15 protein-coding genes and 1 pseudogene (1 of these 16 running past the window's edge) are annotated in these 15541 nt (G+C 39.1%); 9 read left to right on the top strand and 7 right to left on the bottom strand.

What is annotated here, in order from left to right:
* Positions 1 to 230, top strand: partial view of a right-handed parallel beta-helix repeat-containing protein gene (locus IPK31_06635; GenBank protein ID MBK8087632.1) — the 3' end only. Its footprint begins 880 nt before the window's first position; the window shows 230 of its 1110 coding nt (coding positions 881–1110); the start codon falls outside the window, past its left edge; the stop codon is at positions 228 to 230.
* A 1-nt stretch (position 231) separates the two neighbouring features.
* On the top strand, positions 232 to 1278 hold the full coding sequence (locus tag IPK31_06630) for a hypothetical protein (GenBank protein ID MBK8087631.1): 1047 nt from the start codon (positions 232 to 234) through the stop codon (positions 1276 to 1278).
* A gap of 50 nt (positions 1279 to 1328) precedes the next feature.
* Here the strand turns inward: IPK31_06630 and IPK31_06625 are convergent, their stop codons facing one another.
* From IPK31_06625 to IPK31_06615, 3 genes and pseudogenes are all read right to left on the bottom strand, one after another.
* Positions 1329 to 1721: a GxxExxY protein gene (locus IPK31_06625; protein ID MBK8087630.1), complete on the bottom strand. Its 393-nt coding sequence runs from the start codon at positions 1719 to 1721 to the stop codon at positions 1329 to 1331.
* Between the two features lie 68 nt (positions 1722 to 1789).
* Positions 1790 to 2831: pseudogene (locus IPK31_06620) on the bottom strand (AI-2E family transporter).
* Between the two features lie 80 nt (positions 2832 to 2911).
* Positions 2912 to 3943, bottom strand: coding sequence for an SPASM domain-containing protein (locus tag IPK31_06615; protein MBK8087629.1), 1032 nt, complete (start codon positions 3941 to 3943; stop codon positions 2912 to 2914).
* A 136-nt stretch (positions 3944 to 4079) separates the two neighbouring features.
* Here IPK31_06615 and IPK31_06610 point away from each other — a divergent pair, with 136 nt between their 5' ends.
* The 7 genes from IPK31_06610 (at position 4080) to IPK31_06580 (ending at position 12369) form a co-directional block, all read left to right on the top strand.
* Positions 4080 to 4520, top strand: a complete 441-nt coding sequence (locus IPK31_06610) for a winged helix-turn-helix transcriptional regulator (GenBank protein MBK8087628.1) — start codon at positions 4080 to 4082, stop codon at positions 4518 to 4520.
* Between the two features lie 54 nt (positions 4521 to 4574).
* Positions 4575 to 6365, top strand: a complete 1791-nt coding sequence (locus IPK31_06605; GenBank protein ID MBK8087627.1) for an acyl-CoA dehydrogenase family protein — start codon at positions 4575 to 4577, stop codon at positions 6363 to 6365.
* Positions 6366 to 6433: 68 nt separating this feature from the next.
* A complete protein-coding gene (locus IPK31_06600) occupies positions 6434 to 8176 on the top strand; it encodes an N-acetylmuramoyl-L-alanine amidase (protein ID MBK8087626.1) in 1743 nt (580 codons plus the stop codon).
* Between the two features lie 283 nt (positions 8177 to 8459).
* A complete protein-coding gene (locus IPK31_06595; GenBank protein MBK8087625.1) occupies positions 8460 to 8900 on the top strand; it encodes a hypothetical protein in 441 nt (146 codons plus the stop codon).
* Positions 8901 to 9043: 143 nt separating this feature from the next.
* A complete protein-coding gene (locus tag IPK31_06590; protein MBK8087624.1) occupies positions 9044 to 10018 on the top strand; it encodes a deoxyhypusine synthase family protein in 975 nt (324 codons plus the stop codon).
* 117 nt (positions 10019 to 10135) lie between these two features.
* Positions 10136 to 10588: an RDD family protein gene (locus tag IPK31_06585; protein ID MBK8087623.1), complete on the top strand. Its 453-nt coding sequence runs from the start codon at positions 10136 to 10138 to the stop codon at positions 10586 to 10588.
* Between the two features lie 107 nt (positions 10589 to 10695).
* Positions 10696 to 12369: a putative transporter gene (locus tag IPK31_06580; protein ID MBK8087622.1), complete on the top strand. Its 1674-nt coding sequence runs from the start codon at positions 10696 to 10698 to the stop codon at positions 12367 to 12369.
* 381 nt (positions 12370 to 12750) lie between these two features.
* On the opposite strand, the gene IPK31_06575 is transcribed toward IPK31_06580, so the two are convergent.
* The 4 genes from IPK31_06575 to IPK31_06560 all read right to left on the bottom strand — a co-directional run bounded on the left by IPK31_06575 (position 12751) and on the right by IPK31_06560 (position 15417).
* Positions 12751 to 13143: a DoxX family protein gene (locus IPK31_06575; protein MBK8087621.1), complete on the bottom strand. Its 393-nt coding sequence runs from the start codon at positions 13141 to 13143 to the stop codon at positions 12751 to 12753.
* A gap of 107 nt (positions 13144 to 13250) precedes the next feature.
* On the bottom strand, positions 13251 to 13796 hold the full coding sequence (locus IPK31_06570) for a hypothetical protein (protein MBK8087620.1): 546 nt from the start codon (positions 13794 to 13796) through the stop codon (positions 13251 to 13253).
* A gap of 311 nt (positions 13797 to 14107) precedes the next feature.
* A complete protein-coding gene (locus tag IPK31_06565) occupies positions 14108 to 14539 on the bottom strand; it encodes a hypothetical protein (GenBank protein MBK8087619.1) in 432 nt (143 codons plus the stop codon).
* Positions 14540 to 14703: 164 nt separating this feature from the next.
* Complete coding sequence (locus tag IPK31_06560; protein ID MBK8087618.1) at positions 14704 to 15417, bottom strand: hypothetical protein; 714 nt, start codon at positions 15415 to 15417, stop codon at positions 14704 to 14706.
* Between the last annotated feature and the right edge of the window lie 124 nt (positions 15418 to 15541).

The raw sequence follows: 15541 nt of genomic DNA, 5'->3' as shown, positions 1-15541 counted from the left end.
GGAAGCTGTACCGTTTTAAACTGAGGTTTGGAAAAGATGTTCCGCATATTCAGTACGATGGAATTATTGATCAGAAAAACCCTGCGAAAATCTGTATCCGCACAAATACGAATCAAAGCTTTGCCAATCTTGATGCAGAAAATAAATTCAAGCGTATCAGCCGTGATGTTTCCAAACACGATTGTACCTTGCCATTTGTTCCGGCAGTTGAATTAAAATTTAACAGGTAAGATGAAGAAGTTTGTTGTTATCAGTTCTATACTCTTTTTGATGCTGATCGCTTTCTCGTTTAATGAAAAGAAAGCCGATCCCTATTTTCAGTTTCACGAAAATTTATCGGAGTATAATTTCTTTGCCGGGAAAATGGCTGATCTGCAACCTGCCGATGGTATTGTACCGTATGATCTCAACACTCCGCTCTTTACGGATTATGCAGTCAAAACCAGATTCATTAAACTGCCTGCCGGTAAAAAAATTAACTACAATGATTCTGCAATATTCGAAATGCCATTGGGCACCGTGCTCATAAAAAACTTTTATTATTTCCATGATACACGTAAACCTGAACTGGGCAGACGCATCATTGAAACAAGATTATTAGCCAATATGCAGGATGGCTGGCATACTTATCAATATATCTGGAACAAAGAACAAACAGAAGCAGTGTTTGAACCGATCGGTGATATAACTCCAGTTGAATACATTGATGCGAACGGGAAAAATATAAAAATAAATTATGTAGTTCCCAATCAACCGCAATGCAAAGGATGTCATAACCGTAATGATACCATTGTGCCAATCGGTCCAGCAGTAAGACATCTCAACGGTGATTATACTTATGCCGCAGGGAAACAAAATCAGTTACAGTACTGGCAGCAGCATAACATGATTGATCTGCCATCAGCAAACATTCCTGCCAATGCAATTTGGAACAATGAACAGAGCGGCACACTGGAGCAAAGAGCAAGAGCTTATTTAGATATTAACTGCGGACATTGTCATAACAAATCAGGTCCCGGAAATACATCGGGTTTGTTTTTAGATATTCATGAAACCAATCAAACGGTATTGGGTGTATTTAAAACTCCCGTTGCCGCTGGAAGAGGTGCAGGAAATCTTACGTATGATATTGTGCCCGGTTCTCCCAATAAATCAATTCTTGTTTACCGGATGAATACAACCGATCCCGGTTTTGCCATGCCTGAAGTTGGAAGAGGAACGATTCATAAAGAAGGCGTAGCGTTGATCAGTAAGTGGATTAGGGAGATGCGGGACTAAGAGTTCATCCCGATAGCTATCGGGAGAGGGAAGGAGAAAAAGAGAAGGAGCTATAACTCTTCTTTCCCTTTATTATTAAACACCCTGTGAATGCCGTCTTTCATTAAGGGAACTTTAAAGTTGATCAGCATTCCATGTTTCAGGTTGAGAAGAGAAAGATGTGTTTTCAGTTGATTGAAATAAACAGGAGGCAGCGGATAAACAGATTTTAATTCTGCAATCAGTTCGTCATCAATTAATAAATCAAGTTTATAAGCATTTTTGATATGCAGATCTTCGTAGTCAAGCGGCATCAAAACCTGTCTTTCAACTTTAACTCCCAGCTTTATCAATTCATAATATAGAATTTCTTCATACACTTTCTCAAAACATCCCGGCCCAACTCTTGAATGTATTTTGATGCAGGTATTAATCACTATGTTGGTTAGCTCATCAATTAGCATATCAAATTCTTTTTATGATTGAGTTGAAAACTCTTTCATCTCTTTTCCCTCCTTTGAACTCGTAGCTCTTAGCTGCCATGCCTATGCGGACTCTCCTCTGCAGAAATTGGCCCAAACTCGCTGGAATAAATTTTAAACATGAGCATGAAGTAACTGATCAGCAGTGGCCCGAAGATGAATCCCCAGAAACCAAACAGGCTTAATCCAACAATTACACCCAGCACTGTTACAAGAGGATGCACATCACCCATTTTTTTCATGAGAGTAATCCTGGCGAGGTAATCAACGTTGCCGGTTATTACTAAACTGTAAATCAGCAACCCGATTCCCTGACCGGTATGGCCCTGTGAAAAAAGAAATACAACCAGTGGTGCCCAGATAAGGGTTGTTCCAACAATCGGAAAGAAAGCGAACACACCGGTAATAAATCCCCACAGCACAAATTCATTGATGCCAAAAATCCAGTAACCGATAATGGCAAAGATGCCCTGTATAAACGAGATAAGTGGAATACCAATGGCGTTTGCTCTTACAACACTGATCGTTTCTTTACCAAGAATATCAATATTTTTTTCATGAAGGGGCAGGAAGTATTCCAATGACTCTTCCATTTCTTTTCCATTCGTAAGCATAAAGAAATAAACAAACAGCAGCATAAAGAGATTGGAAACGATCATGGCCGTGCTGTTTAAAAAAGCCGGGAAAAAATTAGCGATCCTTTTTTGAAGTTCAGCAACATTGCTGTCAGAAAATAATTCCTGGCCTGTCCATTCTCTTACCTGCGCAGAAACCGATTTCAATCCCTGAACCACTTCATCTGTATGACTGAATATGGCAGTAATTTTTGGCGACAGTAATGTAATAATGTAGTAAACAGGAAATCCAACAATCACCAGGAACCCAAGCAGAAACAGTGTTGCTGTTAAACCTTTATTCCATTTCTTCTGACGTGTGAGATAGATGTAATTTTTACGGCTGAGTATGTATAGGGTAACAGCACCCAAAAAAGCCCGGCAAAAAAATATACAATTCTTTTACCAGTAAAAACCCCAGTGCAATTAATACGGCTAATAAAATAACCTGACGTAAACGGTTGCTGAAGGATGCCATAGGTTGAAATTACAAAAACTGAATGGTGAATTATTAAACGGAGCACTGAATTTTCTAAAGATAGTTACATCGTACAAATATCAGTCTTCCCACACTTTTAGCCCTTCGCTGCAATTGGCACAGATGTCAATATTCCTGCGGCTGGTCATGAGTTCTTTGCGAAACTGTTTATAATTATCGTTGTTCCAAACCTGTTTGAATGATTGCATTTTTAAATTACCGAGCTGGTGCATGGCATCTTTGTCAAAGCAACAGGGAACTACCAGTCCGTCCCAGGTAATAACATTGGCATGCCACAGTTTCCAGCAATGATTCTGCAGTTTGTTCTTGGGTGCATACGACCCGTCTGCATTTTTTTTATAGCGGCCGTATTTATTCAGTGTTGGAATAAGCTGGTTGGGATCATTTTCATAATCATAGATCTGTGCAGTTTTAAACCACACATCGTCCACACCAATTTCTTTCGCAAGTTGTTTTACATCTTCCAGCTGATGTTCATTTGGCTTTACCACCAAAAACTGAAATACAACCAGCGGTGTTTTACTGTTCAGTTCTTTTTTCCATTTCACAATATTCTTAGCACCTTCCATTACTTTATTCAGCTGTCCGCCAACACGGTATTGCTGGTACACATCCTGAGTGGTACCATCAATGGAAATGATCAAACGGTCCAACCCGCTTTCAACAGTCTGCTTTGCTTTTTCATCAGTCAAATAATGAGCATTGGTTGAAGTGGCGGTATAGATTTTTTTCTTAGATGCATAATTCACCATCGTTAAGAAATCCTGGTTCAGGTAAGGCTCACCCTGAAAATAGAAAATGAGGTACAGCAGATCTTTATGTATATCATCGATCGTCTGTTCAAAAAAACTCTTTTGGAGCATACCGGTAGGCCTTGTAAACTCCCGCAGACCACTGGGGCATTCAGGGCAACGAAGATTACAGCTGGTGGTTGGCTCAAATGAAATAGAAACCGGGTAACCCCATTGAATGGGTTTGTTCAGCAACCGGCTTAACTGGTAGCTGCTCCAAACCTTCCCGAAATTCCAGGCTCTCCGGGGGGTTAGTTTTGAAAAAAGGTTGAGTATATCGCTTCGGTGTAATTGAGCCATCGGGCATCAAAGATAAACTCCAAAGCCTCAGCAATGAAAATGAGTTTAAGGACAGCCCTTAACAAAAGTTTCTTCTCACAAATAATAGCTTTTAAAAAAAGAATCCTTAGATTTGTTTAGTTGCATAAACAACTATATGCCAAACAACCAATTTAAAAAAGGCGAGTTATACAGCTTCATGACGGGCAAAGCCAGCACGGCCATTGCACGGCGTTTGCAGAAAAATCTCAAACACAGTGGTATTGAAATTACCGTTGAGCAATGGAGTGTGTTGTATCATTTATGGAAGAACGATGGACAGAGTCAACAGGATTTATGCAACGCCACTTTCAGAGATAAACCAAGTATTACAAGACTGGTTGATAATCTTGAAAAACTGAAACTCGTAAAACGTGTAGCCAGTAAAAACGATCGCCGCATTAACCAGGTATTTCTTACAGAGCATGGAAAACAACTGGAAGAAGAAACAATGACTGTGGCTAACACAACTTTAAATGAAGCATTGATTGGAGTTCCTGCCGACAGGATCGATATCTGTAAAGAAGTATTACAGGTGGTATATGATAACCTGAAATAGAAGCTCCCGAATTATACATAACAACAAACAACAATAACTTTTAAACCTCTTATTATGAGCACCGCAACGATTGCAACACTTAAAGGCGGCGAGTGGTTGATTAAAGCAAACACGCCGCAGGAAACATTTATTCCTGAAGATTTTAATGAAGAACAGCACATGGTAAAAGAAATGTGTGCAACTTTTCTTGAAACGGAAGTTTTGCCGGTTGTTCCAAAGCTGGATAAAATGGAAGACAAAGAGTTGATGCCTTCTTTATTGAAAAAAGCTGGAGAGTTAGGTTTGCTGGGAAGTTCTACGCCTGAAGACTTAGGCGGATTGGGAAAAGATTTTGTAACATCTACTCTTATCAGTGAAGGAGTTGGCGGAGGTTATTCTTTTTCTGTAGCAGCAGCTGCGCATTCAGGTATTGGCTTGTTACCTATTTTATATTTCGGCACGCCAGAACAAAAAGCAAAGTACATTCCAAAGCTTGCAACAGGTGAATGGAAAGGTGCTTATGGTTTAACTGAACCGAACAGCGGCAGTGATGCATTAGGCGCAAAAACATCTGCTGTGCTTAGTGCAGATGGCAAACATTATATTTTAAACGGACAGAAATGCTGGATCACCAATGGTGGTTTTGCTGATGTGTATACTGTATTCGCCAAAATAGACGGCAAAGAATTTACAGGCTTTATCATTGAGCGTGGAATGGAAGGTTTTACACAGGGACCGGAAGAACATAAGATGGGTATCAAAGGATCATCTACTGTTCAGTTATATTTCCAGGATTGTAAAGTACCTGTTGAAAATTTACTGGGTGAAAAAGGAAAGGGTCATATCATCGCTTTCAATATTTTAAATATTGGCCGGTTGAAATTAGCTGCTGCTGCATTAGGCGGTTCTAAACGTTCATTGAATATTGCATTGACTTATGCAATGACCCGTGAACAATTCAAAACGCCCATCATCAATTTCGTGGCAATGCAATATAAAATTGCAGAAATGGCAACCCGTATCTGGGTTGATGAAAGTGCTTTGTACAGAACTGCCAAATGGATCGATGAAAAAGAGCATGAATTACTGGCAGCAGGAAAACCATTCAACGAAGCACTACTTGGTGCTGCTGAAGAATTTGCCATTGAATGTGCCATGTTGAAAGTGGATGGAAGTGAAGTGCTGGATTATGTGGTGGATGAAGGTGTACAGGTTCATGGAGGTAATGGCTTCAGTGATGAGTATGAAATTTCAAGAGCATACAGGGACAGCCGCATCAACCGTATTTATGAAGGCACCAATGAAATCAACCGTTTGTTAACTGTTGATATGGTATTGAAGCGTGCCATGAAAGGACGCTTGGATATTATGGGCCCGGCAATGGCTGTGCAGAAAGAACTGATGAGTATTCCTGATTTTGGTAATGATGATGAAACTCCTTTTGCAAAGGAATTTAAAGCAGTTGCCAATTTCAAAAAAGCAATTATGATGACAGCAGGTGCTGCTGTGCAGAAACTGATGATGAAGATTGAACAGGAGCAGGAAGTACTGATGAACATTGCAGATATGGCTATAAATACCTTTAATGCTGAAAGTGCTTTGTTACGTGCAGCCAAAATGGTTGAACAGAAAGGGGAAGCTGCCTGCCAGTTTGAACTGGACATTATGCGTACCTATCTATATGATGCAGCAGACAGGATCAACAAGTTTGGTAAAGATGCAATCAATGCGTTTGCAGATGGCGATGAGCACAGGATGATGCTGTTGGGATTAAAACGGTTTACCAAAGTGGAACCATTTAACAGTAAAGAAGCAAGAAGAAGAATAACAGCAAAGCTTCGCAGCGACGGGAAATATCCACTTTAATATTGAAATAGCTGATTTGAAAATCCTTTGCATAATTTGCAAAGGATTTTTTATTTAAACAAAGCATGATGAAACTGATCTTATTTTTCTCCGGTTTATTAATGATTGGTTATACAAATGCCCAATCTGTATTTCTTAAACTGGTTAGCCCGGCTAAAACACAGAATAGTGTAACAGCATCACGACAGTTTATTAAAGGAACAACCTGTAAAGAATGCCGCTTAACCATCAATGATGCAGAAGTAAAAGTGTGGGGCACCGGTGCATTTGCAGCAGAAGTAAATCTAAGCGTTGGCGATACCGTTTTTCAAATAGTTGCAGTTGACCCAAAAGGATTTAAAGTAACACAGAAACTGTTTTATAATTACCAGCTTCCTGCAAAAGAAAAAGAAGTAACAACAAGTAATGTGGAGTATTGGCGCATTGAACCACAGGGCGATTTGTTACTGAAGGCTGGTGACCGTTTAAAGATGACCATCAAAACCTTACCTGGCTCTGTAGTAAAATTAGAGAATGGATTTGAGTTGACAGAAGTTCCGGTAAAAGATTCAACCGGCATCAGGGGTATTTACAGGGGCGAATATGTTGTAAAAGAAAAAGACGCTTTGTTTACAGAAATAAAAGCAAAACTGAAAGCAGTTATTCAGACAAAGGATGAGCAGCTGATTGAAGTATCAACCAAAAATGTATTTGCACTGATGACTCAGCCATTGATCTTACAGACAAAAGGGAAGCTTCCATTTTTGTTACTTGGACTCGGGGAAGATCGATTAGGCGGAGCAAAAATGGGATATCTCGATTCACTGGTGAAATTGTATGCAGTAAGTAAAGTGGGGAATAAGTATTGTGTGCAGCTGAGTAAAAACAGGCAGGCATATATTGAAGAGGAATATGTTGATGTAATACAGAATGGAAGTTTTTCTCCGGCATCGCTTACAAGCAGCATGCGAGTGTGGGGCGACAGTACATTTGATTATGTATCACTGATTTTATACGATCGTTTACCTTACCAGGCAATTCAGGAAATCAATCCATCAAAAATTATTGTAGATGTATTTGGAGCAACATCTAATACCAACTGGTTAACACAGATGAGTTCAGTAAAAGAAATCAAAAACATTTACTCCACTCAAATTGATGAAGATGTATTTCGTATCAGCATTGAATTAAATCATGCACAGCATTGGGGCCACAGCATCTATTACAATGGAAACAATTTGGTCATCCGGGTAAAACGTCAACCGCAGGAACTTTCATTAAACAACCTTGTGATAGCTGTTGATGCAGGTCATGGCGGTACCAACAAAGGCGCATTTGGATTAACCGGTGTAATGGAAAAAGACATGACCCTGCTCATTGCAAAAGAATTGCAGCAGGCACTGGAAGCAGAAGGTGCAACCGTAATCATGACAAGAACAAAAGATACCACTTATGATAATCATGATAGGCTTAGTTTCTACAAAGAAAAAAATCCTGATCTGCTTTTGAGCATTCATTTAAACAGTGCAACCGATCCCATCCGCATAAAAGGTGTAAGCACCTATTATAAATACATCGGCTATCGCCCGCTAACACAAACAATCCTTTCACAGATGCTGGGCATGGGATTAAAGGAGTTCGGCAACGTGGGTAATTTCAATTTTATCTTAAATGGAATAACCGAATGCCCGAATGTTTTGGTTGAAGCGTTATTCGTCAGCAACCCTGAAGATGAAATGAATGTACTTACACCGGAGTACAGAAAACAAATGGCTGATAAAATTGTGCTGGGAATAAAAGACTGGCTGCAGAATTGTAAAACAGCAGATTAAGGCTTTCCTCTTCTCCGCTTATCACTACTGGTTTTGCCACTCATTTAGTCAATCGACTTTTATCATTTTCTTAAGACAGTCTGAAACCCTTTGCCCTATTGATTTTTTATTTTTTTGCAACATACTGTTACAAATGTTGCATCCGCTCATCAATATGACCGGCATGTTAACAGCCTTTTGTCATGATTCACTTGCACAGCAGTTCCTGAAAAAATAGTTTTACTGCATCATTCGGTTTTCAGTTGTTGAAAATCATGATTCATTAAACCTTAAAAATTTATTTATGAAAAAGATGTTTGTATTATTCGCTGCAGTTGTCATCGCTGTAAGCACATGGGCATCGCCCTCTCCTGCTGAAAATGCCAAAGCAACAGCAGCATTTGAAAAAGAATTCGCCGGCGCAACCGATCCGCAGTGGACAAGTGTTGAAGACCTGTACGTTGTAACATTTAAACTGAACAATGAAACGATGCGTGCCTGGTACTCAGAGAATGGTGAATTTAAAGCCGTTCAGCGGTATGTGAAACCAAGGCAAATGACATTACTCGCAGCAAAGAAGCTGGAAGAGCTTTCAACCCAGGCAAAAATTGTAAGTGTTGAGGAAGTCAGCAAGGAAGGTGTTTTTTATTACCTGGTGAAAACAGAAAATGAAAAAGCAAAGATTACCTACAGTCTTTCCAGCACAGGAGAAGCATTGAAACTCGAAAAAAAGAAAAAACGATAAACACCTGCAGATAGATTGTTTTGGACAGCCCCAACTTAACCGTTTGGGGCTTTTTGTTGAAAAACGCTGCGCTGCTTAAAACAGCAACTCAATACAATGGTTTAAATATTTACTTTTGCTGCTCAATATTAAAAACGAAGAACATGAGCAAAGGTCCGGTTTCACAATTTGTACAGCATCATTACCGCCACTTTAATGCAGCGGCATTGGTTGACGCAGCAAAAGGATATGAAACACATTTGAACGAAGGTGGTAAAATGATGATCACTCTTGGAGGTGCCATGAGTACAGCCGAGCTGGGGTTGAGCCTTGCTGAAATGATCCGCCAGGATAAGGTACAGATTATCAGTTGTACAGGTGCCAACCTCGAAGAAGATGTGATGAACCTTGTTGCACACAGTCATTACAAACGTGTACCCAATTACCGTGATCTTACCCCACAGGATGAGTGGGATCTGCTGGAAAATCATTTCAACCGTGTTACAGATACCTGCATTCCCGAGGAAGAAGCCTTCCGCCGTTTACAAAAACATTTAGTGAAAAAGTGGAATGAAGCCGAAGCAAAAGGCGAACGTTATTTCCCGCATGAATTTTTATATAAAACAGTATTAAGCGGAGAACTGGAACAGTATTATGAAATTGATCCAAAGAACAGCTGGATCATTGCAGCTGCTGAAAAAAATATTCCCATTGTTGTTCCGGGTTGGGAAGACAGTACAACCGGTAACATCTTTGCCAGCTATGTTATTAAAGGCGAATTAAAAGCAAGTACGGTTAAAAGCGGTATTGAATATATGGTATGGCTTACTGAGTGGTACAGGGCAAACAGTGCAGGCAAAGGTGTTGGCTTTTTCCAGATTGGCGGCGGTATTGCAGGCGACTTTCCAATCTGTGTGGTGCCGATGATGTACCAGGATCTTGAATGGCACGATGTTCCTTTCTGGAGTTATTTCTGCCAGATCTCTGATTCAACCACTTCTTATGGTTCATACAGCGGTGCAGTGCCGAATGAAAAAATTACCTGGGGTAAATTAGATATCAATACACCCAAGTTCATTGTTGAAAGCGATGCTACCATTGTTGCGCCGCTCATCTTTGCATGGATACTTGGATGGTAATGAAAAATAATCAGTAAATAAAAAGCCGTTGCATCAGCAGCGGTTTTTTTATTCAACAGAAATTTAATACGGAATTTGTTTATTAATTTGAAGCTTTATAAAACAAACTCACATTTTATGGAAACACAAAATAATCTGCTGAATGAATTTACAGAACCATCATTTCAGTATGCAAGTGCAGGGCAACGGTTTTTAAACTGCATAATTGATGTTATTGCCTTTTATATTGTAATGATGATTCTTGGTGTTATTCTTGGATTGGCTGCTTTTGCAACATCAGAAACCGGCGGGAGAATGAGTGGAGGCGGAATTCAGCTCTTTTTCCTTTTTCTTTATTTTGCTGTAATCATTCTTTATTATTCATTGCTTGAAGGCTCAAATGGAAAAACATTAGGCAAGCTCATCACTAAAACAAAAGTTGTTACAGAAGCAGGCGAACCTATCTCTTATGGCAAAGCATTTATACGAACGCTCATTCGTTTTGTTCCTTTTGAATTTCTCAGCGGCTTCTCAGGAACAACGATGTGGCACGACCAATGGACGAAGACAATGCTGGTGAAAGACAAATAATCTCAGGCTAAAAAGTTCAAATTCCTGTTCAATGAAAGTTGAAAGGATGATTTTCGTTAGCCGGTAACTCAGTATTCACTTCTACTTTTGCACTTTATTTCTGATATATGAATATAGACTGGCTAATCAAATTAATTACAGAAGAAAGCATCCCTCAAACAGTTATCATCTTTGGATTGGTGATTGCAGTGGGGGTATGGCTTGGACGGTTAAAGATTTTTGGAATTTCACTCGGCGTTACATGGGTTCTCTTTATGGGGCTTGCAATTTCTTATGCAGGCATCCATGTAAATAAAGAAACAGAACATTTTCTGCGTGAGTTTGGATTAATCCTCTTTGTGTATACAATTGGCTTACAGGTTGGTCCCGGTTTTTTTGCATCACTGAAAAAAAATGCAATCGTCACCAACGGACTTGCTGCATCAGTTGTACTTCTTGGTGTAACAATTGTTATTCTCTTCTTCTATTTTTCCGGAACACCCATGCCTACTTTAACGGGTATCATGAGTGGTGCTGTTACCAATACTCCCGGAATGGGTGCTGCACAGGCAGCAGCAAAAGATCTGCAGTTGCCTGCCGAAACATCATCCATGATTACACTTGCTTACGCATTGGTATATCCCTTCGGTGTGTTTGGTATTATCGGATCAATTCTTTTACTCAAAGTAATTTTCAGGGTTAATCTTGATAAAGAAAGAGAGCTTCACCGCAAGCTCGATGCAATGAAATCAAACCGTCCCGTATCCGTTCATCTCAAACTCGAAAACAAACAGCTCTTTGGAAAGCAACTGCGTGAAGTATTTGAACTGTTGAAAGATCCCATTGTAGTTTCAAGAATTTTTCAGTCGGGCGAAATCAGTACACCAACACCTCAAACAGTTTTACATGAAGGCGATGTGCTTTTAATTGTTGCACACAAAGAACAGATTCAAATGCTGAAACTGATTGTGGGTGAAGAAAGTAACATGGATCTCAAAGAAGCACCTCAAAGTGAATTGATCTCCAGGATTATTACTGTTACACAGGCCGGTGTAACACATAAAAGATTAGGCGATCTTTCTGCACTTCATCAGCACGACTTTACATTAACAAGACTCAACAGGGCCGGTGTGGAAATGGTGCCTCATGGCGATATTATTTTACAGCTGGGCGATAACCTGAAAGTAGTTGGTACAAAAGATGGAATTGAAGCTGTTACCAAAGCAGTGGGTAATGAAATGAAACGTCTCGATGTTCCCGATCTGGCTCCTATCTTTTTTGGAATTATCCTCGGTGTTGTTCTCGGAAGCATCCCCATGTTTTTCTTTAACATGCCCGTGCCGGTTAAAATTGGTTTGGCAGGCGGACCGTTAATTATTGCTTTGCTGCTCAGCCGTTATGGAAACAAACTTTATCTCAACCAGTTTACAACCTACAGTGCCAACCTAATGCTGCGTGAATTAGGGATCACCCTCTTCCTTGCCAGTGTTGGTTTAAGCAGCGGTGCTAATCTGCACACTGCATTCGAAGGTGGTAATGCATGGATGTGGATTGGAATGGGTCTTACCGTTACAATGGTTCCTTTATTAGTGGTAGGCTTAATTGCCCACTACGGTTTCAGGAAAACCTATTTCGAAATATGCGGTATTCTTTCCGGTGCAAGTACCGATCCTCCTGCACTTGCCTTTTCATCACAGCTGGCAAAAAATGAAGTGGCTTCTATTAATTACGCAACTGTTTATCCGCTCACAATGATTCTGAGAATTATAGCGGGACAATTACTCATACTATTCTTTGCATAAAACAAAGGCCCCGGTTGAAACATCGGGGCTTTTTTTATACAGCCTGTTTTGTAAAACGGCTTGAATATTTTTTGTTACAGAAGCCGGTGCTACTATCAGGCTTTTGTTGCGTCGCTCTCTTGTACGTGTATATCTTTTCTCAGCAGGACGTTCTTAAGACTTCAGACATCTTGCACAGGTAAAGTTGAAAACACCTGTAAATGAAGCAGCTTCAAAACAGGTATGCCATACTTTCAAAGTATGGCATACCTATGATTAGCCTTTACTCAAGTCAGGCGGCTAAACACTGTATCTGAACCAACACCCGCCTGAGAAATTTTTTATTGATCATTTGTTTTTAATGTAGACCTGTAGGGGAAGAGGTTTTTTACATAGTTCATGTTAGCGGATCTTGCTTTTAAAACCACTGGGGAATATGATTGTTAAGAGTACGAATATTAGCAGAAAATTAAACTCAATTCCATTTCGTCCACCGCCAACAACATACCAACCTTCTTTTAAATGAACCATAAATATTCCGGCAATTAAAATTAAGATTGTCACAATTCCAGCAGGTTTAATAAACTTATTTATTAGTAATAAGATAGCGCAAATGACATGCGATAGTTTTATTATCCATGCAACCGGAACACCTATTGGAGAAAATCCAGCTTCGTTTAAGTAGAATTTGCCAAATTCATTTATACCATTGTTAAACATTCCTGGAACACTATGCATAATTAAAATAATTGCAACAGCTAAACGAAGTAAAAATGTTTGGTCAAATAACTTCATCTTGATTTATTTCAAATTTTAAAGTATAACAGTGTTACGGGCAGGTATTGCTGATGATTGTTTCAACATCATGCCCCAATTGCACAAAACCTTTTATTGGGCGCAGTTTAAATTCTCTTCAAATATTCATCAATGTCTTGACGAAGGATTTGTTGTATTACATCCTTTGAGACGGGATTATTCTTATTATCGCCATATTGATACCAGTAACAATCTTCTTTGAGCAGAAAAATATTTTTTGGCAAGGGGTTGATTTCTTTTGAAGACTTAAAATTACCATCTATATCAAATTCGGTTTGAAATGTTATTTGCGTGTCATTTTTCAGAAAGTCTCGGTGTTTCGGATTTATTGGTATTGAATGAGATGTTTCAAATATGAAGCCATACCTTTTGCCATTTAGTTCAAAAGATACTGTAGAAACAATTTTTGCACTGTCGTTGATTTCTATTAAATCTCCAATGCTGATGGTGTGATAAGCTATATTTTTTTTCAGCAATTGGTCAATGATTACTGGAACAGCATCACTGGGTCGAAGCCAATTAATGCTGCCTGAACTACTGCTATAGTCATAATAATTTTTGTTGTCAATGATCTGGGATTTGGATGATACGGCAAAAAAAAAGAATGAATAAACAATCAGAATTACTTTCATTTTATATTTTTAAATCTTTGACAAATTGCAGTTAACGTTTGGTTCTCAGGCGAGTCTCGGCAAAGGTTTTGTGCGCTGGCTGCCTCACTCCCCGTCCTGCTAAGCTAAATAAACTATCTATTCAACATCAAAAATTTCAACCTAAACAAAAAAGACACCTGCACTTCAAAATGCGGAGGCGATGTCAGGACGTCCTTAAGACGTCAGACATCTTGCATAAGTAAAGATAAAAAAACACCAGTATATGAAACAGCTTCAAACAGGTATGCCATACTTTCAAAGTATGGCATACCTATGATTAAAAGATCTTATTAAATCAATTTAGAGCTTTTGCCTTCCCAAAACTCAATGAGTTCAAGCCATACCTTTTTTGTTTTTGGTTTTAGCCATTCATCAAAGCCATCATAATAGTTTACTTCAGATCCGCAAACATTCTGAATGCCTTCAAGAAGCCCGATAATTGTTAGTTCCATTGTATAACTGTCACCTGAAGTCAAAATGTTTTCCACTCGGATGAAGAAGTCGTCGAATCCTTTGGTCTCGTTTGATTTCTTCTTTTCAACAATATAATCGATGACTATTCCGATGTCAATATAGTCTAGTCGCTCTTCATTATAATTTTTGTACTCTTCTGCTAAATAGTTCTTCCACTGCTCCTTTAAATCAGGAAATACAGAAATTAACATGTCTAATGCAATGTCTCTGCTAATGATTTCTTGATTGTTATTTAAGGAGAAAGTCATAATTTATGGCAGCCAACGCAGAGGGCTTTATGCAGGTTGGGAATTAGAATTCCGTCTGCCCTTGCCACTGCTGATTGAAAATGTTTTAATGAAGTTAAAAACTAATGCTCAATATTGTTTGTTCAACCCGGCTTGCATAAAACACAAGCGACTGCCCTCAACATTTAGTGTATCCACTGTCCTCCGGTTTGCGAAACCCATTTGCTGTTTTCTTTTACGAATAAAATTGTCCGCCCCGTACCGCATAAACCCTGACACAGATCTCTAACCATCATAACTACCTTTTTCTTATCCTTCGAAAAAAGAGGAATTGAAAAACAATACCAGTTTTTATTATTTGCCATATCAAAACCAAGTCGTGAATTGTTCCATTTAAAAGTTGGTAATATTCTCTTTTGCTCCAGCATTGATTTAATATCTGCTGGAGTTAAGCACTTTTTTAGTTCAAAGGAACTATTTGTTATTGTTATGTTTTGCCAGTCACCTGTATCTGCTTTTATCTCCTGTTTTTCGGGCTCAATAAGTAAAGTGTTTAAAAAGGAGATATCATCACCTGATAAATCACAACCAAACTCAGGTTCAATTGACAAGCCATAGTTCAAGTTCAATTTTTGATCGTTAACCATAATTTTCATAAAGTCATATATATTCTGATTAGAAGTATCAGGAACAATCGAAATATTTTTTGAAACAATTGTATTAGATGTGTCGACAGAGCTTAAAAGAGCATTGTATTTAGCGTTCCGATTTGATTGGTTACAACCAAAGCTGATAAATAAAAAGAATAATGGTATGTTACGCATGCTCTTTATTTGGTTCATTGCAACGATCAGGTGTTGGCGGAAGTTTTTATTAAAAGTCGTCATTTTCTTTCTCAAGCGAGTCTCAGCAATTGATTTTATGCGCTGCTGCCTCACTCACCCCCGCAATACGGGGCAAGCCGCACTACCAAGCAAAACTAAATCAGTTTAGCTCCATCTGCTTTTTCTTTCTCCCTTCCCG

The sequence above is a fragment of the Chitinophagaceae bacterium genome (assembly GCA_016713085.1).
GTDB lineage: Bacteria > Bacteroidota > Bacteroidia > Chitinophagales > Chitinophagaceae > Lacibacter.
The sequence above is the reverse complement of the archived record's forward strand: the minus strand, read 5'-3'. Positions and strand labels throughout refer to the sequence as shown.

What these genes read in the sequence shown, in the direction of transcription:
- IPK31_06630 (MBK8087631.1), top strand. Translation starts at nt 232, where the DNA reads ATGAAGAAGTTTGTTGTTATCAGTTCTATACTCTTTTTGATGCTGATC.
- IPK31_06625 (MBK8087630.1), bottom strand. Translation starts at nt 1,721, where the DNA reads ATGCTAATTGATGAGCTAACCAACATAGTGATTAATACCTGCATCAAA.
- IPK31_06615 (MBK8087629.1), bottom strand. Translation starts at nt 3,943, where the DNA reads ATGGCTCAATTACACCGAAGCGATATACTCAACCTTTTTTCAAAACTA.
- IPK31_06610 (MBK8087628.1), top strand. Translation starts at nt 4,080, where the DNA reads ATGCCAAACAACCAATTTAAAAAAGGCGAGTTATACAGCTTCATGACG.
- IPK31_06605 (MBK8087627.1), top strand. Translation starts at nt 4,575, where the DNA reads ATGAGCACCGCAACGATTGCAACACTTAAAGGCGGCGAGTGGTTGATT.
- IPK31_06600 (MBK8087626.1), top strand. Translation starts at nt 6,434, where the DNA reads ATGAAACTGATCTTATTTTTCTCCGGTTTATTAATGATTGGTTATACA.
- IPK31_06595 (MBK8087625.1), top strand. Translation starts at nt 8,460, where the DNA reads ATGAAAAAGATGTTTGTATTATTCGCTGCAGTTGTCATCGCTGTAAGC.
- IPK31_06590 (MBK8087624.1), top strand. Translation starts at nt 9,044, where the DNA reads ATGAGCAAAGGTCCGGTTTCACAATTTGTACAGCATCATTACCGCCAC.
- IPK31_06585 (MBK8087623.1), top strand. Translation starts at nt 10,136, where the DNA reads ATGGAAACACAAAATAATCTGCTGAATGAATTTACAGAACCATCATTT.
- IPK31_06580 (MBK8087622.1), top strand. Translation starts at nt 10,696, where the DNA reads ATGAATATAGACTGGCTAATCAAATTAATTACAGAAGAAAGCATCCCT.
- IPK31_06575 (MBK8087621.1), bottom strand. Translation starts at nt 13,143, where the DNA reads ATGAAGTTATTTGACCAAACATTTTTACTTCGTTTAGCTGTTGCAATT.
- IPK31_06570 (MBK8087620.1), bottom strand. Translation starts at nt 13,796, where the DNA reads ATGAAAGTAATTCTGATTGTTTATTCATTCTTTTTTTTTGCCGTATCA.
- IPK31_06565 (MBK8087619.1), bottom strand. Translation starts at nt 14,539, where the DNA reads ATGACTTTCTCCTTAAATAACAATCAAGAAATCATTAGCAGAGACATT.